The sequence below is a fragment of the Streptomyces sp. NPDC048291 genome, assembly GCF_043201715.1.
GTDB lineage: Bacteria > Actinomycetota > Actinomycetes > Streptomycetales > Streptomycetaceae > Streptomyces.
On sequence record NZ_JBICZC010000022.1, the window covers coordinates 59,767 to 82,555 of the forward strand.

20 protein-coding genes and 2 pseudogenes are annotated in these 22,789 nt (G+C 69.7%); 6 read left to right on the top strand and 16 right to left on the bottom strand.

The window, feature by feature from the left end; all coding sequences use genetic code 11:
* From ACGF5O_RS44840 to ACGF5O_RS44850, 3 genes and pseudogenes are all read right to left on the bottom strand, one after another.
* Nucleotides 1-271, bottom strand: a pseudogene (locus tag ACGF5O_RS44840) (Teneurin-2); the annotation flags it as partial.
* A 177-nt stretch (nt 272-448) separates the two neighbouring features.
* The gene (locus tag ACGF5O_RS44845) at nt 449-718 is read right to left on the bottom strand and encodes a hypothetical protein (RefSeq protein ID WP_362658080.1); all 270 of its coding nucleotides are present in this window, start codon (nt 716-718) and stop codon (nt 449-451) included.
* 98 nt (nt 719-816) lie between these two features.
* The gene (locus ACGF5O_RS44850; protein ID WP_362658083.1) at nt 817-1,920 is read right to left on the bottom strand and encodes a glycosyltransferase family 2 protein; all 1,104 of its coding nucleotides are present in this window, start codon (nt 1,918-1,920) and stop codon (nt 817-819) included.
* 634 nt (nt 1,921-2,554) lie between these two features.
* Here ACGF5O_RS44850 and ACGF5O_RS44855 point away from each other — a divergent pair.
* The gene (locus ACGF5O_RS44855; RefSeq protein ID WP_362658086.1) at nt 2,555-3,502 is read left to right on the top strand and encodes a hypothetical protein; all 948 of its coding nucleotides are present in this window, start codon (nt 2,555-2,557) and stop codon (nt 3,500-3,502) included.
* 510 nt (nt 3,503-4,012) lie between these two features.
* Here the strand turns inward: ACGF5O_RS44855 and ACGF5O_RS44860 are convergent.
* Nucleotides 4,013-4,198: pseudogene (locus ACGF5O_RS44860) on the bottom strand (WhiB family transcriptional regulator); the annotation flags it as partial.
* A gap of 226 nt (nt 4,199-4,424) precedes the next feature.
* Here ACGF5O_RS44860 and ACGF5O_RS44865 point away from each other — a divergent pair.
* Both ACGF5O_RS44865 and ACGF5O_RS44870 read left to right on the top strand, forming a co-directional pair.
* A complete protein-coding gene (locus ACGF5O_RS44865) occupies nt 4,425-5,783 on the top strand; it encodes a helix-turn-helix domain-containing protein (RefSeq protein ID WP_393815715.1) in 1,359 nt (452 codons plus the stop codon).
* A 495-nt stretch (nt 5,784-6,278) separates the two neighbouring features.
* The gene (locus ACGF5O_RS44870) at nt 6,279-6,671 is read left to right on the top strand and encodes a DUF6354 family protein (protein WP_393815716.1); all 393 of its coding nucleotides are present in this window, start codon (nt 6,279-6,281) and stop codon (nt 6,669-6,671) included.
* Nucleotides 6,672-7,654: 983 nt separating this feature from the next.
* On the opposite strand, the gene ACGF5O_RS44875 is transcribed toward ACGF5O_RS44870, so the two are convergent.
* The 3 genes from ACGF5O_RS44875 to ACGF5O_RS44885 all read right to left on the bottom strand — a co-directional run bounded on the left by ACGF5O_RS44875 (nt 7,655) and on the right by ACGF5O_RS44885 (nt 8,918).
* Complete coding sequence (locus ACGF5O_RS44875; RefSeq protein WP_362646941.1) at nt 7,655-8,032, bottom strand: fic family toxin-antitoxin system, toxin component; 378 nt, start codon at nt 8,030-8,032, stop codon at nt 7,655-7,657.
* On the bottom strand, nt 8,032-8,271 hold the full coding sequence (locus tag ACGF5O_RS44880) for a hypothetical protein (protein WP_362646944.1): 240 nt from the start codon (nt 8,269-8,271) through the stop codon (nt 8,032-8,034). The genes ACGF5O_RS44875 and ACGF5O_RS44880 overlap by 1 nt, the downstream gene beginning before the upstream one ends.
* 86 nt (nt 8,272-8,357) lie before the next feature.
* On the bottom strand, nt 8,358-8,918 hold the full coding sequence (locus ACGF5O_RS44885; RefSeq protein WP_362646947.1) for a hypothetical protein: 561 nt from the start codon (nt 8,916-8,918) through the stop codon (nt 8,358-8,360).
* A gap of 43 nt (nt 8,919-8,961) precedes the next feature.
* On the opposite strand from ACGF5O_RS44885, the gene ACGF5O_RS44890 reads away from it, so the two are divergent.
* From ACGF5O_RS44890 to ACGF5O_RS44900, 3 genes are all read left to right on the top strand, one after another.
* Nucleotides 8,962-9,288 (top strand): nucleotidyl transferase AbiEii/AbiGii toxin family protein, encoded by a 327-nt coding sequence (locus tag ACGF5O_RS44890; protein ID WP_393815717.1) that lies wholly within the window; start codon nt 8,962-8,964, stop codon nt 9,286-9,288.
* A gap of 1,432 nt (nt 9,289-10,720) precedes the next feature.
* Nucleotides 10,721-13,456, top strand: coding sequence for a DEAD/DEAH box helicase (locus ACGF5O_RS44895; protein WP_362646953.1), 2,736 nt, complete (start codon nt 10,721-10,723; stop codon nt 13,454-13,456).
* Nucleotides 13,456-14,514, top strand: a complete 1,059-nt coding sequence (locus tag ACGF5O_RS44900) for a hypothetical protein (RefSeq protein ID WP_362646956.1) — start codon at nt 13,456-13,458, stop codon at nt 14,512-14,514. The genes ACGF5O_RS44895 and ACGF5O_RS44900 overlap by 1 nt, the downstream gene beginning before the upstream one ends.
* A gap of 60 nt (nt 14,515-14,574) precedes the next feature.
* Here the strand turns inward: ACGF5O_RS44900 and ACGF5O_RS44905 are convergent, their stop codons facing one another.
* From ACGF5O_RS44905 to ACGF5O_RS44945, 9 genes are all read right to left on the bottom strand, one after another.
* Nucleotides 14,575-15,144 carry a hypothetical protein gene (locus ACGF5O_RS44905; protein ID WP_362646959.1) on the bottom strand — a complete coding sequence of 190 codons (570 nt, stop codon included), beginning with the start codon at nt 15,142-15,144 and terminating at the stop codon, nt 14,575-14,577.
* 91 nt (nt 15,145-15,235) lie between these two features.
* Nucleotides 15,236-15,604, bottom strand: a complete 369-nt coding sequence (locus ACGF5O_RS44910; protein ID WP_362646962.1) for a hypothetical protein — start codon at nt 15,602-15,604, stop codon at nt 15,236-15,238.
* Nucleotides 15,605-15,911: 307 nt separating this feature from the next.
* Nucleotides 15,912-16,352, bottom strand: coding sequence for a hypothetical protein (locus ACGF5O_RS44915; protein WP_393815718.1), 441 nt, complete (start codon nt 16,350-16,352; stop codon nt 15,912-15,914).
* A 29-nt stretch (nt 16,353-16,381) separates the two neighbouring features.
* The gene (locus ACGF5O_RS44920) at nt 16,382-16,762 is read right to left on the bottom strand and encodes a hypothetical protein (RefSeq protein WP_362646968.1); all 381 of its coding nucleotides are present in this window, start codon (nt 16,760-16,762) and stop codon (nt 16,382-16,384) included.
* Nucleotides 16,763-16,937: 175 nt separating this feature from the next.
* On the bottom strand, nt 16,938-17,510 hold the full coding sequence (locus ACGF5O_RS44925; RefSeq protein ID WP_362646971.1) for a hypothetical protein: 573 nt from the start codon (nt 17,508-17,510) through the stop codon (nt 16,938-16,940).
* Nucleotides 17,510-20,071 carry a DnaB-like helicase C-terminal domain-containing protein gene (locus tag ACGF5O_RS44930; RefSeq protein ID WP_362646974.1) on the bottom strand — a complete coding sequence of 854 codons (2,562 nt, stop codon included), beginning with the start codon at nt 20,069-20,071 and terminating at the stop codon, nt 17,510-17,512. Before ACGF5O_RS44930 ends, ACGF5O_RS44925 begins: the two co-directional genes overlap by 1 nt.
* Nucleotides 20,072-20,303: 232 nt before the next feature.
* A complete protein-coding gene (locus tag ACGF5O_RS44935; protein WP_362646977.1) occupies nt 20,304-20,849 on the bottom strand; it encodes a hypothetical protein in 546 nt (181 codons plus the stop codon).
* 203 nt (nt 20,850-21,052) lie between these two features.
* The gene (locus ACGF5O_RS44940; RefSeq protein ID WP_362646980.1) at nt 21,053-21,643 is read right to left on the bottom strand and encodes a hypothetical protein; all 591 of its coding nucleotides are present in this window, start codon (nt 21,641-21,643) and stop codon (nt 21,053-21,055) included.
* Nucleotides 21,644-21,843: 200 nt separating this feature from the next.
* Nucleotides 21,844-22,788, bottom strand: a complete 945-nt coding sequence (locus ACGF5O_RS44945) for a hypothetical protein (protein ID WP_393815719.1) — start codon at nt 22,786-22,788, stop codon at nt 21,844-21,846.
* Nucleotide 22,789 lies beyond the last annotated feature (1 nt).

Below are 22,789 nucleotides of genomic sequence, written 5' to 3' on the forward strand. Positions count from 1 at the left end.
CGGGGCCGCCGTCGGAGACGAACCCGGCCTGGCCGGTGCCGGCGACGGTGGTGATGATCCCGTTCGGCGTCACCTTGCGCACGCGGTGATTGTCCATGTCGGCGATGTAGAGGTTGCCCGCCCCGTCCACCGCCACGTCCAGAGGGCTGTGCAGTTTGGTGCCGGCAGCCGGGCCGCCGTCGGAGACAAACCCGGCCTCCCCGTTGCCCGCCGCCGTGACGATCGTCCCGTCCGGGTAGGCCGCGGTGGCGGCCACTGCGCTGGTTGTCATCGTTCTTCCTCCTGGTGTGATGTGGGGCGCCGGCCGGTGTTACGGTGAAGACGGGCCCCGGGCTGATACGACCGCGAGCTCGGGCTGGGTCCGGCGCGCGGAGCTCGAAGGACACGGCAACGCGCGGGAGGTCACCGTTGTGGCGTTCGGCGCGGTACCGTCCCAGCGGCACGGGAGTCAGGGAACCTCCGCCCAGGCGCCCATCACCCTCCGTTCCCCCGACGGCCGCAGAGCGGGCCTGCCCGGCGCCATGTGCAGCGGCCGGTCGGCATGGACTGCCTCGGTGTGGCGCCGGGGCAGCAGCTTGCACACGGACACCCCGGCCATGAGCAGGGTCGTGGCGGCCACCACGGTGGCGAGGGTGTCGAAGCCCGAGCGGCGCCGACAGGCGAGCGTGGACGCTCCGCCGGCTCCCAGGACAGCGGCCAGTGGCACGCCCGTGTACACGGATCTTCCGCCTCCTCTCCCCGCCTGTGGTCCCCGCCTCCCCGCTGCCACCGCTCGGGCGGCTATCCGGGACGGCGGCGTGGGCAGCGCAGATCTCCTCAGGTCGCGCACCAGCGCTCCTCGCGCCGCCGGGCCATATCCCACAGGGAGCGGACGTACACCGCGTGCTGGAACAGGTCGTAGACCAGCTCGACGGCGAGGGTGCCCGCGAGCAGCTGGGACTTCAGACCCGTGCCGTGGGCGGTGACGACCTTCTCCACGATGAAGACCAGACCGACGGCGACCCAGAACGGCGAGAACTCCGGGCGGCCACGGGCCAGCATCCAGGCGGTGAAAACGAGATACAGCGCCAGGGCCAGTACGGACAGGCCCATGAGCGCCTGGCGCACGAAGTACGGGGCAGTGACTCTGGTCCAGCCGTAGTCCCGCAGGTTCTCCAGAGCCCCGCGCTGCCAGCGCATCCGCTGGTGCCACAGCTTGGGCACGCTGGCCATCACCTCGGTGACCACCCGGCAGCCGGCGGGCGAGACAGTGCGGTAGCCGAGGGTGCGCACGGCCTTGGTGATCTCGTCGTCCTCGGTAAGCGAGGCAAGGGAGTAGTACGACGTTCCGCCGCCGATGATGCCGTCCAGGCGTGCCTGCCGGACCTGCCGCAGGGTGGAGACCCTGAACACGGTCGCGGTCCCGGTGAGCACATCGGCCCGGTAGCCGCGCCGGGCGATCTCCCTCGCGTAGCGCTGGAACTCGATCCGCTGCAGCACACCCAGCAGTCCGCCGCCCGGCTCGCCGTAGAAGATCCCGCCGACCGCCCCCACATCCGAGCCCATCGCCTCGACAGCACTGCCCACGAACGAGGGGACCAAGGTGGTGTCGGCGTCCTGGACCAGGACGAGGTCCTCGCCCGCCAGCCCGTGCAGAACCTGCTCCAGAGCCCCATTGAGCGCCCCGGCCTTCTTGTGGCGGTTGCCCGCGGACTCCACCACCGTCGCCCCGGCACGCCGGGCGTTCTCCCCGGTGGCGTCGGTGCAGTTGTCGGCCACCACGACAATGAGTTCCGGCTCCCGGCTCTGCGCCCGCAGAGCCGCGATGGCCGCGCCGATACGGCCGGCCTCGTTGTGCGCCGGGATCAGCGCGACGATCCGGCGCCCTGCCCTGCCGCCGGCAGATGCCCGCCTACGGGCACCATGCGAGCGTCTTCGCATAACCGTGCTCCTGACCGCCCGTACATCGCCGAGCGCACGATAAGGACAGCGCCTGCAAGAAGGACTGGGCCCTTCAGAGGGCGCGGCGTAAGGACAAGGCCCGGCGGGCAGGCCGTCACGCACAACCCGCCCCACGGCGTTCGGGCCGCAGCCGCGCAGGCCCGGGACATTTCTCGGAACTGGTCCAGCAAACTGCCGGACGGAATTTCATCTGGCATATGTACCTCTTCCACCAGACGCACCGTTCACCAGGACTTGTCACCCGGCTGGGCCCAGGACAGCTGAAGCGCGAGCGAGGTGAGATATTTGCGCCGGCGCACTTTCCACGAGCCAGTACGCGCCCCTGTCCCCGTCGGGTGTGGTCAGTTTCGAGGGCGAACGGCGCTAGCTCCCAGGTGAGAGCCCTGCGGCGCCGTTTCCCAGCCCGCGACACCACGGTCGTTGCTGCTGCGGTCTACCGGGAAGGTGCCGAGGACTCGATCCGCCGACTCCAAACACGTTCGACGCTGCACAGGCGGAGGGGCACGGCCGTCGAGCACGTTCGTCCTGTCGGCCCATCAGGCCCAGAAGCCACTTCAGGTGGGGAATACTGCAGGTTCGGAATACCGCCTCTTCACCAGTAATCCACGAGATCTTGCGAGGATCCGTCGTCGAGCACTACAACGCTCCAGCGGTCTCCTCCACGAAGATCAAAGGAACCTCCAACCGGCCAGGAAAGCACTGGTGGATCGCCGACCCCATCGTCGAGGCCGTCGCGGTCGCAGAAGAGGTATCCCTCCACCCCGAACGCGTCTTCGCCTCCGTTCACTCCACCCGGCAGGACGACGGCAGCCCAGACAGCGTCGACATGCTCGCCTCGTTCGTGCAGTGCGTGAACGCGGGCCGGTCCTGGTCGGGCCTCGACGAGATCCCCACCACCTACATCCGCCCTCATATGTTCCGCCACACCATGGCGATGCTCACGGACCAGTTCCCCGGCTCCGAGATCGCCACGGGCATCCAGCTCAAGCACATGGCGGCCCGGGCCCTGGCCAACGCCAGCACCCGCAGCTACGCGGCCTCCGACGACAACTGGGCCAAATACCTCGAAGACGCCCTCGACAACGTCAAGTTCCGCAAGATCAAAGACCTCTACCAGCAGCACACCGCAGGCGAGGAGATCGGATTCGGCCCAGGCGCCGAGCGGGTCAAGGACGCATTCGACCAGATCACAGCGACGGTCAGAGCCCGCAACGGCGACGCCCGCACCACCGACAGTCTCCTGCGAACCACCCGAATCCACATCCGCTTCGGCATGCTCAACAACTGCACCGCCGACCACACCAACCCCGTCGGAGCCGTCTGCCTCGAAAACGCGATCATCCCCGACGGCCACGTCGGCCCACTCGACTGGCGATGCCGGCCCGACCGATGCGCCAACAGCATGATCGGCCCCGAGCACCTCCCGATCTATGACTCCCACCAGCGCAAACAACTGGAGATCATCAACAATCCGGTGATCCCGGTTGTCCGCCGAGACCTCGCCGAGCGCGAGCTCGACATCGCCCGCAACGTCCTCGCGATGGCGGAGGAAGCCCAGTGACTGACACAGCAGGCACCCTCCGAGACGAGGTCAGCCCCCAGACCGCCGCAGCATTACGGGCAGCCATGACCCGTCTCTTCGAAGGACGCCCCCAGCGCACAGACGGCCGTCTCACCAAAGAGAACCTCTACAAAGAAGCCCAGGTCAGCCGCGCGACGATGAACCGCGCGCACGTCGTCCTGGCCGAGTGGGACGCCTACGTCGCCACCCACGGAAAGAAGACTGCGGGTGAAGCACAACGCGACGCGGCGATCACGGAACTCAAACGACGCCTCACCAAGAAGACCCAGGAGTGCACGCTCCTGGAGAACAAGCTGAAGGCCGCAGTCACCGCCATCGCCGCCCTTTACCACGACAACGAAGCGCTTCGGCAGCAGCTGAACCGGGACGTCTCAGCCTCCGTCACGCCCATCCGGCCTCGCGGCCCCCCCCCAACGACGCTAGCGCCCTGCTCAAGTGTCCATCGTTCCTCACCCCGCATGTCTCATGAGACGCATCGAGCGCGAAGAACATTCCTCCCCAGATGCCGTGCTCGATACGGTTGTCCAGGGCGTAGGCCAGGCATTCGGTGCGCGCCGGGCAGCCGTTGCAGACGGCCTTCGCCCGGTTCTGGGCTGCCCCCTCGACGAAGAGCTCGTCGGGGTCGGCGGTACGGCACTTCGCCCGCGCCTGCCACTCTTCCTCGCCCGTGACCATGCTGTGCTGTTCTCCCCTGCCCCCGTACCACGGGGGATGCACAGACCGTACGTCAACCGCATGGGAAGCCTGTCGGGCGGTAACTCCGCCGGGTGACGGCGCTGTTGACGAGGGGCGAGGCGGAGCGTAGGGCGCCGGCCACAGGGAGCGCCGCTGGGCAACGCCGCCGTCGACGGGCCGATCGCTTCGCCAGCCCCGTCGCTGACGGCGGCAGTAGGGTCGGCCCATGGTCACCCGACTGCGCAGGATCGAGGATCTGCTGGGCCGGCGGCTCGACATGCTGGACCACAGCAGCATCGCCGACCTCGTCGACAACCCCTCGGCCGCAGAACACGAGGACCTCGACTACAAGCGCACGCACTACAGCACCGACGACAAGGGCACCGGCGAACTGGCCAAGGACCTGGCCGCCTTCGCCAACCACACGGGCGGCCTGATCATCCTGGGCATGGCGGACAACAGGGGCGTTCCCAGCAAGGTGTTCGACATCGACCTGGACGACCAGCACCTGCGACGCATCCGGCAGGCCATCGCGAGCAACACCGCACCGCAGGTTCCTTACGAGGCCATCCCCGTTCCCAACCCCCAGGCTCCGGGCACCGGCTTCCTGCTGCTGGCCGTCCCCCGCAGCCCTTACGGCCCGCACGCCGTGACCATGCCGGCCAGAGCCTCCCAGGGCACGCTGCGCTATCCCCGGCGCGCCGGCAGCGACACCGAGTGGCTCACCGAGACGGACGTGGCGACCGCCTACCGCGCCCGGTTCGCGGCCACCGCCGAACGCGACCAGCGTCTGGTCAGCGTCGAGGAAGACCTCGTCGACGCCCTGGCCGAGCGCACCACACCGCACCTCGTCGTCGCCCTGGCACCCGAGGTCCCCGGCGACATGGTCATCGACTCCGACCGCTTCACCCAGTACAGCCGCGAGATCGAAACCACCGAGCTCTACCTCGGCCAAGGACACACCATGTTCGGACGGCCGTCGGTCGGGCCCCGGCGACTGATCGCGACCGAAGGGACCGGAGACCGGGCAGCACGTGCAGAACTCCACCGGGACGGCAGCGGTGCCATCGGCCTGGCCCTCCACACGCACGAATCACTCGCCGGTGACTTCGTGGATCTCCAGGTCGCCGAGCCCGGCGAAGTCGTCTACCAGTTGCTGTGTGCGCTGCCCTTCCTCGCCGACCACGCGCGCGACCGCGCCGCGGCCTCCGGCACCGCACTCGTCAAGGCCGTCCTCGTAGGCGACATGGCCGACCACCCTGCGCACACGAAGCCCTCCAGGCACGCCCGGACGACGCTCCCGTTCCGGGTCGACCCCCTGGACCCCTCCGGACAACGCTTCCAGGCCTGGGCACTGGCCTGCCAGTACGCCCACGCCGACGCCACCGTTCTCCTCGACGAGATCGCGGACCGCGGCCGAGGCCTGCTGGAAGCGACCGCCGTCCTCGCCGACGAACTCCTCCAGGCCTTCGGGTATCCGGAGAACATGGTCATCAGCCGCACCGGCCAGCTTCGGCGTGGCAGGTTTACCGATCGCAATTCCGGTGCCATGGAACGCTGGGCGAGAAAGCACGGTGTGCTGTAGCCGTGACGGTCGGCCTGCATCACTGCCGCCCGACCAGCTGACCTGTGCTTCACGGGCGCCGGCACCCTCCCGGCGAGCGCGAGCTCCGACAGCCCGGCCGCCGCACGAACTCCTCGGCGGCCCGCTCACCCTCGTGTCCGTAGACAGCGCGCACGACCGTCCCGAGAGGACCGGGGACGGGGTGTGCTCGCCGAGAAGGCAGGCCAGGACCCGGTCGGGAGGCCAGGGCTCCGATGGGCAGATCCGCCGCGAGCGCGGCACGCTGCACGGCGGTCAACTCGTTTTCCGGGGCCGTCGCAGCGGGCAGAGCGTCGCCGGCGGCGAGCGCGGCGCGGGCGGCGAACGTCTGGCGCAGCCGGACCGCCGCCGTCGTCCCGTCATCACCGGACACGGCCCCCGCCCATAGGATGTGCGGGTCGCCCAGGGCCGTGGGGTCTTCAGAACGGCGTACGCGATCCGCCCGGCGACGCCGAGAGCTGAGCCCAGGGAGTGAAGATGCCGGGGAAAAGTCCGCAGGGCACAGGCCGCACGGTCACGGAGCGGCAGCTGTACCGCGACCTCGACCGCTACATGGCCGGCCGGGACCGACAGCTGCGCGTGGACTCCATCGGGCCCGACGGGAAGGCTGCGTGCGTCGTCGAGCACGACCTCCACCTGGACGGCAAGCTCGTCGGACGCACCGTGCGCATCCACACCGACAACCTCGGCAACCCCCGCAAGTTCGAGCTGCTGAAGGATGCCGACACCATCGCTGCGGACCCGCGCTACACCCGGCTGCTGGCCGCGATGGCCGCCGTGCACGGCCCGGCCGCCACCCCGCTTGACTACGCCCGCGCCGCCTACGAGGCCCTCGGCCTCGGGGACGCCACCGGGCGGGCGATCTCATGACCACCCGCGGCCCGGAGGCTCCGCCTGGGAGGGCGCGGGTCCACGGGGGCCGTGTCGATCACGACGTCCGCCAGGAGTCGTCCGGGCGCGGGCGGGGGGCCTGCGAAGCGCTCCCCGTCCATGAACAGGACCCCAGGCGGCGGCTGTCCGGGCGCCCCTGCCGCTCCTGTGCCCGGGCCGGCGCAGAGGAGGATCCGGGCGCGGAGCGGCGGCACCGTGAGGCCGTTCAGCAGCGTGCGGACGCCGCTGCACGGCAGCGATGCGACGGACAGACGTGCTGCCGACCCCCTCCGGGTGGCCGCCGGGACCGTCTCCTTTGCGGGCCGGCGCCCTCGTTCCTGCAGGAGGAGTGTGGGGCCGCTGGGCCCTGGATCGGGTGAGGGCGCGGTTGAAGTGGGAGACTCGGTCTCCCCAGCGGAAGGAATGGCGATGCCCAGCGCTACGACCGAAGCCGGCGCCCCAGGGCGCGGCGAAGCCGAAGTCGCAGGTGCCGGTGTGGCGCCAGGGCAGCGGCGGCGGCCACGGCAACGGCGGCGGTCAGACGGCGGACGGCCTGGGCGCGTGGTTGTTCGGGTCGTCGCAGCCCGGAAGCTGACCGGGTGATCGTCCGACGGGAGACCTTGTGCTGCGCCGATCCTCATGGCCAGCGATCGGGCGGTGCCGACCGGATCGTCACCTTGAGCAGCCAGCGCCCGCTCAAAGACGGTGTGGGTAAGTTCACCGAAAGCGCCCTCGGTACGGCGACGCGAGCAGTGCGTCGCGTGTCCGTTCCAGAAGCAGCCCGGGCGATCAGGCCGTCGTTCTTCCCGCCCGGGACCATCGCGCGGAAGTTCTCGCCCAGTTCGTCAACGGCTTCGTCTCACCGTCCGGGAGTCTGCTCGTTGCGAGCGTTGAGGTGACCGGCACGGCGCCCACTCACGACCGTGCCGTCGGAGAGATCTCCCGCACGCGCGTCGAACTCTTGAGTGCTCCTGAGGTGTGGTTCAGGTGGCCTGCGGCCAGGCACGCAACAGGGCGGCGATCCTCTTGGCGGTGCATGTGGGATCACGCAGCAGGTCGCGCAGGGCAACAGCGTCTTCGCGGCCGGGCTTGACCGGGATACCGGAGGCTTCCAGGTACATCACGCCGGTCGCGGCGGCCACGGCCATGTTGGATCGTTCCAGCCAGCGGCAGCGGCCGAGGATGTGCACCAGGGCGGCGGCCCGGGCATAGGGACCGTCGTAGACGGGTGTCTCCAGCAGTTCGGCTCGGTGGCAGACGACGGCCGCCACCGGGACGCCGTAGTCGTCGGGTGCGGGATCTCCGGCGCCGGCCAGCTCAGCGACCTGCAAGATCCAGGGGACGTCGATGAGCAGGTCCATTACGCGGCGTGCGCTCCCGTTGCGTGATGGACCTGCTCATCGACGTCGTCGAACACCGACTGGTGCTCGTCGAGGAACCGTCGAGCGGCGTCCAGGCCTCGCTGCTTCAGCCCTTCGGTGTCCTCCCGTACGAGGGCAGCGATGTAGTCGCCGAGGCTCAGGCCGCGGTCAGCGGCACGGGCTTCAGCCAACGCTTTGACCTCGCGATCGACGCGTGCGCCCAGCTGTGTCTTCGCCATACCCTGATGATAACAGCTGTTACCAGACGTGCCGGAGGCGGCCGCCGACCGGCGGCCGCCTCCGGGAATCGGGACAGCTCCTCGGATCAGCGACGCTCGATGCTGAAACCGCTGTCGTGCAGAGCGGCAGTCCACCGGTCCCGGTCGAACCACTTGGTGATGTCCGGGGACAAGGCAGTGATCTGCTTCATCCGGTCGTCCCAGTCGTGGCCGGACGGTCCACGGCTGCCCTCGCACCCCTCGCAACCGTCCTCACCGTGGATGTGGCCGGCCATCCACGCGTTCACGGCAACGTTGATGATCACTGCGTAGAGGTCCCCGCCGGTCTGCACGAGCGAGTCGGGGACGCCACCCAGCACCAGGGCCAATTCTGGATTGTTGACCGGCGGCATGGGGGCCACGCCCACGCCGGCGCTCTCGCTGGATGCCTCGAAATCCTTCTGCTGCCGGGCGAGGGACTTGGCCAGCTCTGCCGCGTCGAAGTACCGCCATGCGGACCGTTGTTGGATGCCCAGCTGGGTGGCGACCCTGCTCATGTTGGCCTCGATGGTGTCCTCGACGGTCCCGGGCCGCATCGTCACCCCAAGGCGGGCGAGTTCGGCCAGCGTTTGCGCGACCGCATCCTTGAAAGCTTTGGTGTTCCTCACGGAAGTAGGCTAGGGCTTACTCGCACTGCCACGTCCAAGTTGGTTGTTCCGACGAACTGAGCGCGGCTGGCACGTCGCCATCATCAGCGTGGACCCCCTGGCCGCCCGCCTGATGGCGGCCAGCGCCGACGGGGAGCAGTGCGAGGTCGACGTCCTCAAGGAGAACCTGTGGGCCCGGCCCGCCCTCACACCGTATGGCCCCGTCCTGGGCCTCGACGACGTGATCGGCACCAAAGTCCGGGCGCTGGCCGACCGCGCGGCGCCCCGCGACTTCGTCGACGTCCGGGCGGCGGCCCGCGAGCACACGATCGCGGATCTGGAGACGCTGGGGAGCCGGCACGGCCGCGGGGACTTCCGCCTCGACGGCTGAGCACGGGCATGGACGACGACCTCGACACCTGACCGGGACCGGAGGCGACTCGGGAGGGCATAGGCCGAAGACGCTTCACCGCGTCCGAGCCCCGAGGACCTCAACGAGGTCCACCACTGTCACGACTGCCAGACCGACGACTGCGAGTACCACGACCAGCGGAACTGGACGCTGACCCCACCAGGCGAGTGCTGGTCGGCGGGTGCGGCTCGAACGGTCGTGCCATTGGGGCCGATATCCTGTGAGTGGTGTGGCCGAAATGTGCCGCCCGGAAGGACCTGCGATGACTGCTACGCCCGTGCCCCCGATCTCGGAGCCCGATCCGTCCGCGCTGATCTGCCCTGGTGACCGGGTCGGTCTCTGCGCCGGCTGCCAGCGCAGGACGCACCGGTACGGCAGTGGAGGCAGTTCGCTGTGCCAGTGGTGCATGGACCCGGTGCAGGAGCGCTGGGGTCCCGGTGTCCGGTTCGTGAGCACACGTCCCTGAGCGGGCATGCCTCCCGGCGCCGTCCTCACCCTGATCGCGGGGTGCGGCGCGATCGCGCGGGCACCATCGCCGCCGGCGGCGGACGCTACGGTCGACGAGCGGGAGCTGCGGCTCTTGCACTGCCAGCGGCGGCGGTCGAGGCCGACTGCAGGCCGAGGGCGAGGCAGTCGAACGCGGTGGCAGCCAGCCACCACGGCGCGCTGCTCAGTGCCACCACCCGCTGCGCAACACGGACGTTGAGCGCCGACGCGCCGTCGGCTAGGCGCCGCGTCATCCGGTACCGGCGATACGGTGTGGTCAAGCAGGTGACAGTGCCAGCCAGCACAGCGTGCGGTACCCGCCCGGGGTGGCTCCCGGTGGCTCAGAGGGGCGACGTGTCAGTCTGCGGGAGAAAGAAGTCCCGTCCGGCCAGGCTCGTCATCCGGTCGAGAGACGCCACACGTGCAGCGGGACTGCCTCGCACTCCCCGGAGCATGACGAACTCCGGGGACGAAGGGCCGACGGTCAGTAAGGGTGGGCGTTGCCGTCGCTAGTCTGCGCCGCATGGTCAAGGTGAAGGTGCCGGTCGTCCGCCGCCGCTGCCCGCGCTGCGCTGCGACCTTGACGGGCCCGTTCATCGGCCGCGCCCCCATCCGGCCTTGCACTGCCCGTGAGCGGCAGCACATCGGTTGTCTCTCCGACAGCATCAGAAGCTGTCCCGGGGGCCTGCGTGACCGAAGTGATTGCCGTACGTGAAACGCCGCGTGCATATACGCTCCGCGTCGCTCGATCGGGGTGTATCTGCCGTAGGCGGCGCGACGGGAAGGCACTGGCCGACAGACTGACGCCGTGTGCTCCTGTGGGGAAGGGCACGTCGGTGAAGGGGTGTTGGATTCTTCCGTGGTTCGTCTGATCGACTACCCAGCCGCCTTTGATCCCGCGGACCCGCCTCGGGAGGGACGGCTGGTGTTCTGGCGCCCCACGGCCGTGATGGGACCGGCGGACAAGGTGACAGCGCCCGGCAGCGCGTTCCTCGGGGAGCGGCAGACCTCTGTCATCCGTCTGCAGGGCGCCGGTGTCCGCACCGCCCGGGTGCCGTACTGGTGGATGCCGGTGGAAGCGGCGCTGCCCGTACTCGCCCGCAGCCACATCGAAGGGGAGGGCGATGCGGCCTGCCGGTACTGGGGCGCCGCTGCCCTGTTCGCCCTCCAACTGCTCGCGCAGGGCCGTCTGAAGCCGACGGTGACCTCCATGGGATTCGACGCCTGGCGCACCGCTCCGCAGCCCGGCGAGGAACGCGAGCACTTCGACCAGCTCGCCGCCGCGATGCCCCCGCACGCCCACGCCCTGCCGAGCAACGTCAACCTGATGTACCTCCCGGCGCCGAAGTTCCTGCTGGCGGAGTTCCTCGACGCTGTCGCCGACACCCTGCCGCGGACCCCCGCCGCCCCGGCTCTCGCCGGCACGAAGGCGTTCACCGCCCGGCCGCCCCAGCACATCCCCCACCTGGTGCCAGGTGCGCGCCGCGGCGCCGCGAGCGGGCCGCCGGTCAGCGTGCGGATCTCTCTGCGCCTGGACATCAGCGAGGCCGGGACGAGCGGGGTGCGGGCCGTCGTGATGGTCCACGACACCGCTCCCCCGCACGATGTGGTCGAGGCGGCCCACCTGTGGCGCGAACCCCCGGTGCCGGGATCCTCGGACGCCGCCCGGCAGATGGGGATGATGGTCGCGCTGCGCAGCGCCGCCCGCGCCTGGCCGCCCCTGGTGCGGCTGCTCGACGAGACGACGGTGCCCGACGCCCTGGACCTCGACGTGGAGGACGTCGAGGACCTCCTGGGCGACGCGGTGCCCCTCCTGGCCGAGGCAGGCTGTGAGGTGCACTGGCCCCGCGACCTGGTCCGCTCCCTGAACGTCCGGGCGGTACTCGCTCCCCACCAGGCCGGTCTCCCCTCGGGGCGGCTCGGGCCGGACGCCCTGCTCAGTTTCTCCTGGCGGGCCGCCCTCGCCGACGGCGTGGACCTCACGGACGCCGAGATGGACCGGCTCGCCGAGGCAAAACGCCCCTTCGTGCGGCTGCGAGACCGCTGGGTCCTGGTCGACGCGGACCTGCTGCGCAAGGCACGCCGGCGGCGCATCGCGGAGGTGTCCGGCATCGACGCCGTCGCCGCGGCCCTGACCGGCACCGCCGAGGTCCACGGCGAGACGATGACGGTGGAGCTCACCGGATGGCTCGCACAGCTGCACTCCATGCTCACCACCGAAGCCGTCGGCCTCCCGGTCCCCGGGCGGCTGGCCGGCACCCTGCGGCACTACCAGCACCAGGCCCTGACCTGGATGCGCCGGCTCACCTCGCTCGGCCTGGGCTGCTGCCTCGCCGACGACATGGGTCTGGGCAAGACCATCACCCTGATCGCCCTCCACCTCGCCCGCCAGGACGAAGCCGACTCCCGCGGGCCGACGCTCGTGACCTGCCCCGCCAGTCTGCTCGGCACCTGGGAACGCGAGATCCGCCGCTTCGCCCCGGGAACCCGCGTACGCCGCTTCCATGGACGCGGCCGCTCCCTGGACGACCTCGCCGACGACACGATCGTCCTGACCACCTACGGCACCGCCCGGCTCAGTGCCGACCACCTCGCCGGCGTGCCCTGGTCGCTGATCACCCTCGACGAAGCCCAGCACATCAAGAACGCCACGTCCGCGACCGCCCGCGCGCTGCGCACGATCCCCTCCCGCGCCCGGGTCGCGCTCACCGGCACACCCGTCGAGAACAACCTGTCCGAACTGTGGGCCATCCTCGACTTCGCGGTCCCCGGTCTCCTGGGCACCCTGCCCACGTTCCGGACCCGCTTCGCCACACCGATCGAGACCCGCCGCGACCCGGCCGCCACCGCCCAGCTCGCCGCCCTCATCAAGCCGTTCGTCCTGCGCCGCCGCAAGACCGACCCCGGCATCGCCCCCGAGCTGCCGCCCAAGACGGAAACCGACGAGTACACCCCGCTGACCGAGGAACAGGCCGTCCTGTACGAGGCGGTGGTCCGCGAGACGATGCACCAGATCCGCTCCACCGAGGGCATCGCCCGGCGCGGCCTCGTCCTGAAACTCCTCACCTCGCTCCGCCAGATCTGCAACCACCCGGCCCTGTACCGCAAGGAAGCCAACCCCCAGCAGCTGACCGGCCGTTCCGGCAAGCTCGACCTTCTCGACGACCTTCTCGACGTCATCCTTGCCGAGCAGCAGTCCGTCCTGGTCTTCTCCCAGTACGTGCGTATGGCCGACCTCGTCGCCACCCGCCTGACCCAGCGGACCGTGGAACACCGCCTGCTGCACGGCAAGACCCCCGTCGCCCAGCGCCACCGGCTCGTCGACGCCTTCCAGCAAGGCGACTACCCCGTCTTCCTGCTCTCCCTGCGAGCAGCCGGAACCGGCCTGACCCTCACCCGCGCCAGTCACGTGATCTTCCTCGACCAGTGGTGGAACCCTGCCGTCATGGGCCAGGCCGCCGACCGCGCCTACCGGATCGGCACCACCCACCCCGTCCAGGTCCACCGCATGATCAGCGAAGGCACCCTCGAGGAACGCATCGCCGAACTCCTCACCGCCAAGAAGGACCTCGCCGACTCCGTGCTGGACGCCACCAGCGAAGCCCTGACGGAACTGTCCGACCAGCAACTCGCCGAACTCGTCGCCCTGCGGAGCCTGTGATGCCCCTGCCCGACAAGGGCCCCTACCTGGTGCGGTACACCCCCGCGGCACCCCTGGCGGGCGACGACATGGCCGAACGCCCGGCCGGCCGCGCCTGGCTGGCCGCGCTCACGTCCCGCGGGCAGGCCGGAGCCGACCAACTCTTCCGCGCCCGTGGCTACGCGCGCACCGCCCCGGTCACCCAGCTCGTGCTCGAACCCGGCACCGTGCGCTGCTGGATCAACGAGAAACCCCGCTCCAACGGCACCGTCCCCGCCTACCTCCCCCAGCCCAACCCCACGATCCGCATCCCCACGCTGGACACCTCGCAGTGGAGGGACCTGACCCTCATCACCCGACACCTGGCCGACCGCTGGTCCGCCATGCCCGCCGACGACGTCCTCGTCGAACTGGCCGCCGCCGGCGACCACAACGGAATCCGGCTCCTTCCGACCCTCGACGCGTGCGCGGCCTCCTGCTCGTGCCCCACCAGCAAGACCGCCCTGTGCAAGCACGCCGCCACCGCCCTGGTCCAGGTCGCGCGCATCCTGGACGTCCAGCCGCTCGCGCTTCTCGTGCTGCGCGGCCGGAGCGCGATGGACTTCTTCGCCGGCCTCCACGACCCCGGCCACCGAAGCCTCCAGCCCCACTACTGGCCTACACCGGCCCAGCCTCCCGTCGACCTGGCTGCGGTCGCCTACGACCAATGGGCGCACTACCAGGCGCCCGTGCCGTCACGCCTTGTGCCGCCCTCCACAGCGCGCGAACCCGAGCCCGTCGCTCTCCCCGGCATCGACATCACCGCGCTGCATCTGATCGCCGTCGACACCGCCCACCGCGCGCACGCCTTGCTGAACACTCTGACCTCGCCCGGCTTCAGGGCGAAGGACTCGGCGCGCACGATGCCCACCGACCCCGCCCACGACGCGGCCCGGCTGGCAGCCCACCACGAACTGCAACTCCCACACCAACGACGACTGCAGCAGGCCCTGGGAGTCCGTGGCGAGGACATCACCCACACAGGGGAATCCTCGACGCCGGCGTCCGGCCGCGACCACCAAAGAGGCGGAGCGAGATAGGGGGCTAGAGTTTGTCCCTGAGGCCACCATGACATGTCGGTGGTTGTAACGGCTAGGCCCTCACTGCTCGGAATCGCGCGCGGCGGGATCAATGTCGGCGGCGCGGAGGACTTCGTAGACGGTGGTTCGCGAAAGACCGGTCACGCGTCGGATGTCTTGGACGTTCTCCATGCCGCCGTTCCAGAGCTCGACCGCGATGCTCTTGAGGGCGCGAGTGGCTCCCAGGCGCTGGGTGCGCCAGTCCTCGGCCGAGGCAAGGAGATCCTCGCGGCCGGAGCCCTCGTTTCCTTCCCACCCGGTAGCCCGCAACCAGACCTCTTGCGTGACGCCCATGTCGCCTCCCAACTGTGCGTACAGGCGGGCGTACAGGCAGGGGAAGACATCCCGGTCCTCCTCCTCGGCGATGAGTCTGCCCAGGGTCCAGGGGTCGGTGGGCAGCCGCGGGTCCAGGTATTCGCCGCGCGGGTGAGCGGCTACGACGAAGGCGTCGACCTTGCTCTTCATGCGTCCGCTCTCGAACGACCCGATCCGCTCTGCGTAGCGCTCAGCGTTGGTCTCGGCGATGAACGGACCGATGAAGGCCGGGGGATAGTCCTGCGGGGTGATCATCACCGCATAGGTCTTCAACATGTCCACTACTGTACATGTCCAATGGTGGACATAATATGGGGTGACCGCCCGTCGCTCGCGGCGGCGTACGTCGCGTTACAGGTCTGGCCAGTCAGTCATCGTCCGGAGTGGTCCCCACCCATGCCACAGGCTGGCCTTCGGGGTCAGTCCCCAGGTGCGGGTACTGCGCTTCGTGCCCGGCGTCCAGGACGCAGATCCTCCCCCACCGGCCGTGCTTGCCCGGACACGACCGGCGCAGAAGGTCGAGGTCGGCGTCCCGGACCGCTTGGTCACGCCGTTCCTGGAAGCGCCGGATCATGGGGCTGAGCTCCCGCGCCATGGAGTCCTCCAGCTCTTCGATCTCCTGCTTGAGGCGCTGAATCTCGGGGTCCGACATCAGGGCGTTCAGCGCCTTCTCGGTCTCCCAGTGCCGGCGCTGCCGAGCGAGCGTCTCCCGGCGCTGTCCCTCTGCGTTCGCCACCGTGTTCGCTCCTTCGGCTCGGGCCTTGCTGGTGGTAGCCGGTTCCTGCGGCGTTGTAGGACGCGAAGGGAGCGGCTCTTGGGGGTTGTTCAGTTTCCTCACGGGTGCGTGGATGTGGCGCGGGGGTCGCAGTCAGGGCAGGCGAGGCTGCCGACGGGGTGCGGCCCCTGGTTGACGGGGACGTGGGTGCGTCGGGTCCGGCCGCGGCCCTTGGTGGTCCAGGTCCGGCGCGGTGTCCACTCGGTTGGGACGTGATGCTCGGGGAGGTCGGGGATACGGCTGGAGCAGGCCGCGCACTTGCGGTACGTCAGCGGCTCGTTGACCACCCAGGCGATCGGATCTCCCGGTCGTCGGCGTCGACCAGGAGCAGGCCTGCCTGCCGGTGCCACCACGGCGAGCGGTCACGATCGGGGTCGTAGTGGTCGGACACCACGCAGCCGGTCCCCAGGATGCGTCCGGCGATGCGCTCCAGGCGCCGCGAGTCGCTTGGGCCGGGCTCGGTGATGTGCGAGCGCCCGGACTCGCCGGGCCGCCATATCAGGCGCAGGGGCCGGTCGAGTTGGACCGCGCTCTGGCCGAGGGTGACGACGTAGCCGTCGATGGGACAGAGGTACCGGCCGCGGCTCGCACCTGACGCGACCCCCTGTAGAGGGACGCCGCACGCGGGGCAGTCATGATTGCTGATCTTGTCGCCCCGGCGGATACGGACATTGTGCGTCTCCGTACAGCGTGGGCAGCGTCCGTTCACCTCTGGGTCCTTCCTCGATGGCGGGCGCGCTACGGGCGCCGGTCGGCTGGTGCCGTCGGGCAGGCGATCACCGGGAACGCCGCCGTGTGTCCGCCCGCGGTGAACGTGATCGCGGCGGGGCGCTCGGCCCAGAAGGGGGCGACGTCGATGAGGTGGTCGCCGCACGCGCTGTTGATGCGCAACCACACCTCCGTGGTGGTGATGCTGGCGCGGTACGCGGTCACCTCCCACGGCTCGGTGATGAACCCGTAGGTGCTGGCTCGGGCCAGCACGGTGTCCGGGGCGTCGGCAGTGGACATGTGCAACGCGGTGCCGTCGTACACCAGCCGGATCCCGTCCTGCTCAAGGTCTCCCCGCCGGGGGGCCTGGCGCAGGAACTCGTGCAGCTCCCGGATCTTCAACTGCGCCATGCCCGCGTCCCCTCCCCCAAGCCGACCTCAAGCCGACCGAGGTCGGGACGGTGCTCAGTGTTCGCGGCCGACTGTCCGCACACGGCGATCAGCGGTAACTTCCGGCGTTCCCGGTGGTGGCTCATGAGGTGGACTCCCTTGCTACGGCGGACGGTTCGGCTGCTCGTGGGTGCTGCTACCGGACTTCGACGGAGTAGGAGGCGCCCGTGAACTCCCAGCCGTCGGTACCTTCGCCGATGTCCTCCACGATGACGTCGTCGATGAAGTGGTCCTCGAACTCGTCGTCGGTGAGTTCGCCGGCCATCCAGAGTTCCTTGATCGCGTCCCAGTTGCCCCGGCTGCCGTCGATCCGCAGAGGGGCGGCGTCCACGGTGCCGCGCGTGCGCACGTCGTCCCCGGTCTTGACGACGCCGCTGATCTCGTACTGGCCGTCGGTGATGTGGTCGGGGATCGGGTCGGCGGGGACGATGGCGACGTTCTCGTAGGCGGTGTGGATGATGTCGCGGTAGCTGCGACGGACGTTGTACTCGGGATCCGACAGCCAGTTGAACAGGGTCTGGGCCGTCACGCCGAGGCCGGCAGCTTCCAGGGCCTGGTAGCCGCGGCGCGTACCGGTCAGCTGGGAGAGCTGGGCGTGCCAGTGCTGGGCGTGGTACGACGACAGCCGGTGGCGGGGGGTGACCTGGGAGCACAGGAGGTCGTTGAGAGCTGCGCCCAGGGAGCGGCCGCGTCCTGTGGGGCCGGCCATCAGTCATCACCTTCGGGGATGATCTCGCCGGCCTGGACAAACTTGGCCTTCACTTCGCCGAAGCCAGTCCCCACCCGGTACGTGGCGGGCGCGGTGGTGTCGGGTACCCAGAAGACGGCCGCGTCGACGTTGCGCAACGCGATGAGCTGGTGGCCTTCCTGGACGGCCTTGAACGCGACGGTCCAGTGGCGGACGGAGGCCTCGGCGACCATGCTCATGCGCCAGTCCGGCCGCCAGAAGGGGGACTTCTGGGTGGGGCGCTTGGGCCACAGCAGGCGCAGCGCGATCGACAGCCGGGTCTTGTACGCCTTGTAGGGGGCGCCGCCGGCCTGGACGAGCTCGGTCCGTGCCGTGCGGGTGGCCTCGTAGAAGGGCTTGAAGAGGGATTCGTTGTACTTCCCGGTCCAGGAGTCGTGAATGGCCGGCATCGCGCCGAGGTGACCGTCCCGGACGAGCTTCTCCAACTGCTTGATGTGGGGGGTGGTGACCCATACCCGGCCGTCCTCGTCCGGACGGTCGATGATCCGCCCGAGCGGGTGCGGCATGTCGGTACGGTTCCACGGCGGGATGTCGATGAGGTAGATGCCGGCCTGGGTCTTGTCGTACGCCTTGAGCGGGCCGGTGTGCTTCAGCACGTTCGGGGCGAGGGGAACGGCCGAACAGGCTGAGGGGAAGCTGCCGTTGCGGTCGATCAGGCACAGCACGCCCTCGCCGAAGGAGCCGGGCACGTCGAGCTGGTCGCGTCGCACACGCGTGCCGTTCGCCCGGATGTGGGGGACGCGGGTGGCGGTGACGTCGGGGTGGACCCAGCGGGGCTCACCGTCCATGTGTTCGCTGATCAGCGGCCACGGGCCGCTGTCGCGCTCCTCCTTGCGGATGACCCAGACCGGGTGCATCTTCGAGCGGCCGACCGCGTCCTTGAGTTTCGTCAGGGCAGGGAAGACATGGCCTTCGGGCTCATCCTCTTCGTCCCCGGGTTTCAGGCCGTCCTCGCCGTCTTCCTCGTCCTTGGCGACGTCGGCCTGGACCTGCCCGCTGTCCGCCCGGGCGTGAACAGCGGGAGCGGCGGGCTGCGCGGTGCCTTCAGCGCTGTCGGCAGACTGGGGCTCGCTGTAGGGCCGCAGCGCGGTGGCGAGGCGGTGCCCCTCATGCGTGTCCGGCATCTTCGCCACCGCTGCGGCGGCCTGGAGCAGGGACGGCAGGATCTCCTTCAGGGCTGCCTGGTCGCCGCCCGCGACCGCGGTCCGCCATGCCGCCAGTTCGTGAGTGAGGGCGGCGGGGATCCCCTGGTGTCCGCCGGATGTGTAGGGAAGGGCGGCCTCGGCCAGCTCCAGCGCCGCCGTTCCGCCGACGGCCACTGGGAGCCCCGGGCCCGCCGGGCTGCCGGCGCGGTCGAGGGGGGCGGCTTCGGCGTCGAGGAAACGGGCGTGGATCAGGTCGGGCTCAAGGTACGCCGAGCCGATCGTGCCGAAGTCGCGTTCCGTGACGGTGACTTCGACCTTCCCCGGGTCCGCGGTCACAGCGAGCGTCACCATGATGTCGGCGTCCAGGAGTCCCAGGAGCGCAGGGTCGTCGCTGTCCACGACGGCCAGCACGGGCACACGCAGGTCGCGGGCAAGGCCGGCCAGGATCTGGGAGGCATCTGGGAGACGGTCCCCGGACAGTGGCAGACGGGGACTGTGTGCGGTCTGGAGGCGGTCCACGACCACGAGGGCCAGGCCCTGCATGTGCGGTGCGGTTTCCGCGATGTCCTGGGCCCTCAGGTTGCTGCCGTCATCGATGAGTAGCAGGTCACCCACGCCTGCCCGGACGAGCTGATGGGCGACCTGCTGCTCGCCCTCGGTCAGGCGGCCCTGCTTCAGGCGCGGGTAGTCGCCCCCGGTCTCGGCGGAGAGGATCCGGCGGAAGATGTCCTCCCGGTTCGGTCCCGAGGCCGCGTACAGCACCGTTCGACGGTCGACGAGCGCGGTCCGCCTGGCGGCGGCAAGGCCCAGCAGGCTTCCGCCGACGCTCGGCGGGGCCGCCACCAGTGTCAGCCGGCCTGCCTGCAGACCGCCCGTCACCGCGTCCAGACCAGGCAACCCGAACGTGGGGCCGCTGACCGGCCCGCCGGTGAGGACGGACATGGCATCGCCGAGCGTGGCGAGCCTGCGGGGCGTACTGCCTCGGTCCTGGCTGCCTTGGCTGTTCACCGCACCTCCTGTGGTCGCCGCGATGGGGTGCGCGGCCGTGTCGGTCGAGGGGGTACTTGAGGCAGGGTCGGCGGGGAGCAGGACGGCGACCGGCGTGGTGTTGCGGAGGAGGACCTGTGGTTCGCCCTGCGCGGCCAGCGTGACGAGGTCACCGAAGTCCTTCTGCGCGGCGCTCAGCACATGGGCCGGGAAGGCGTCGGTCTGCCGTGCTGCCGGGAACCGGTCCAGCGGCGCCAGCAGAGCACACATCTTCTGCTTGGTGATCACCGTGGTGCGCCCCTCCTCTTCGACGAGCCGCACCAGCGAGTACAGGCTGTTGCGCGCCACGGTCGCGCTGACCGGGGCTTCCCCCTGTTTCGACTGACTCACTCACCCTCCAAAGCGCGATGACTCACCACCAGTGTAGCGATTTACACACGGGATGATGGTGAAAGTCATACAAATTCCGATTGATCTCGCTCATTTAAGTGGTGTGCTGACGCAGGCGTTGACGGTGCTGTCCCACTTGTCGGCCTGTCAGCCGGCGGCCGGGGGGACGGACCCTCGGGAGGGGAGTGAACTCGACGGCGGGCCTGCCGCCGAGTTCACTCAGCTACACGGGTCAGTCGATGAGCACGTCGACATGACAGACAGTGCAAATCCCCCCGCGTTCCAGGTCGTCGCTGGTGACGGGTTCGTAATCGTCAGTGAGCGGCTCGGGCTTGTGACGTCGGCACAGCAGGTGGACACGGTCCAGACGGCGGTAGGCCACGATCCGGTTGTCGGCAGATCCTGCCGGCAAGGGGGGCCACACTCCCGGGTCCTCCGGGTCCGGTGCGGGCCCGTCCGGAATGCGGCCGACTGCCCTGCCGATCGCCTTCGCGCAGTCAGCGCAGAGAGCGAAGGTTCCGCTGTAGCCGTACGTGCTCACGTCATGCAGGTACAGGGCCCATTGGTCCCAGTCCATGGATGTGTAGCAGGCGTTGCAGGACAGGCCGCCGGCCGACTCGATGACGATGAGAGTCGACTCGGTCAGGGTGACGCTCGGAACGCTCTCCTGGCGAGGGAGCGTGCCTTCCAGTACCCGGGTCAAAGCCTCGTGGTAGCCGATTCCCCCGGCCTGCTGCAGCTCCCGTGCCCGCTGCTGGGCAGTGTTGCGCTTGGTCACGATCGTCTCCATGAGACCGGCCTTTGCGCCCACGCCGTCGGCCGGTGGAGAAGAGGATCGGCCTGTTCTGGTGATCTGGATCCCGAAGGACCTTCTCCCGGAACTCACGCGGCGTGGGCGCGCGACTGCGGGATGGGCGTTCAGTTCGCCTATGGGATCACGGTATCCGAAGGCGCTGACAGCGAGGAGAGAAGCGGAGTACCTCACGGGCTGTCAGGCACGTGTTTCCGGAACCTCTCGTGTGCGGACTGCTTGCTCGTCATGAGCGGCTGCGCGATTTCGTCCCAGGAGTAGTCCGCCGCCCGAGCCGCACGCACGGCCTCCTTCTGCCATTCCCTGGCATTCATCTGGAGCCGGGTAGCCGCGTAGATGGCGAGGAGGGGCCGCTGCTCGTCAAGTTCCCCGCCCTCCCGCACGGGGACGCTGAGCGCCTGGACCGTCTCCTCCACCTCATCGAGCAATCGCCGGAGCCGCTCCGGCAGCGTGCGGGACATGCTGACCTCGGCGTGCCGGATCCACTCGCGCTGAAGTCCCTCATCGCAGGCGTCGGGGTCTGCGAAGTCCACCGGGCGACGGGGCCCGCGCCAGCCGCAAGCGCAGACAACCCGGAGCGCCTGGGCGCGCCGTCGCCCTTCATTGCCGTCGTACTTGAAGGACCACGCCCAGGACACGCGCCGTTTCCAGGTCTCTTCCGAGTCCTCGAAGGCGTCGTGCGGCGCCTCCTCCCCGCCCGAGAGCACCGCAACGACCCATGCCTCATGGGTGCCGTCGTCGTCCGTATGCAACCAGCCCATTCGCCCCTCCTCGACCCATCTGTCGTCATGGTTCCCTGACGATATCGATATCGTCAGGGAACCATGACGGAAACGGGAAAGTTGGCGCCGTCGGGAGAAGCCCGGCGGCGGCTCGGCGACGTGCGCTCCGGGACGGATCAGGGGACCGGTGGGGCATGGCGCCTAGTGCCCGACGGGCCGGCCGATCACCGGGCTGCTGTTCAGTGTGGAGTGATCAGTGGATCGCCCGTCGCGGGGCTCCTGGCCAGATGCGGGTCGTCGAGCAGGTTCTGCGTCGCCCACTGCGCTTCCCAGCGTGCTGCCGCTTGGCTCGGGCAACGGCCGGCCTTGTAGTGCACCTTCGAGCCGTCCTCGCGTTCCCAGCCGAGCGACCACCGCCACTGGCCGACGGCTGCGGCCTGGCTCCACAACGGGCGCCCGTCGAACGGCTCGGAATCGATCGTGGCCCACACCAGCAGGTCGGTCCCCGGCACGGGGACCCGCGCGCTGGCACAGACATGGTCGGCTCCGGCGGCCTGCCACAACAAGGCCGCGGGCAGCGTGTCCTCCACCGACAGGTGTGCCGTGTGCGCGATCAGGTCGGCGAGGTCCCACACCAGAGCCAGCGTCAGCGCGGCACGTTGCGGCGGCGGCCAGCCACCGGGGGCGTCCAGCAGCAGTACGTCCACGGCGTCACCGATACGTTCTTCCGTCAGCCGTTCCTCAAGCTCGAACTCCGCGATCGACCCCACCTCGAATTCACGGCCCCCGGCTGCTGCCTCCTCTACCAGTTCCAGTGCCAGGCCGACCATTTCACGGCTCACCGACAGGGCGATCCCCAACTCCCGCAGCTGCTCCGGCGCCAACTGCTCCAGCAGATTCTGCAGGCGGGCGGCCACCACCGTGTTCGCCTTGCCCAGCGAAGGCCGCTCGATACCGGGAACTGCCGGATACCCCCACATGTGGGCTGCCTTCCACAGCCTCAGCAGCACCCGGACGTCGTCCACGCCCTCTACCTGCTCGCCGATGGCCAGGGCCGCGTCGACGACGGCGAGGGCGACCGGGTTCCGCTCGGCGCCGGGCCAGCCGGCGAACCGGCACAGCGCCGCCGACCGGCCGTCGACCGGCCCCAGCACCAGGCCGGCATTCTCGAACCTCTGCGTCATA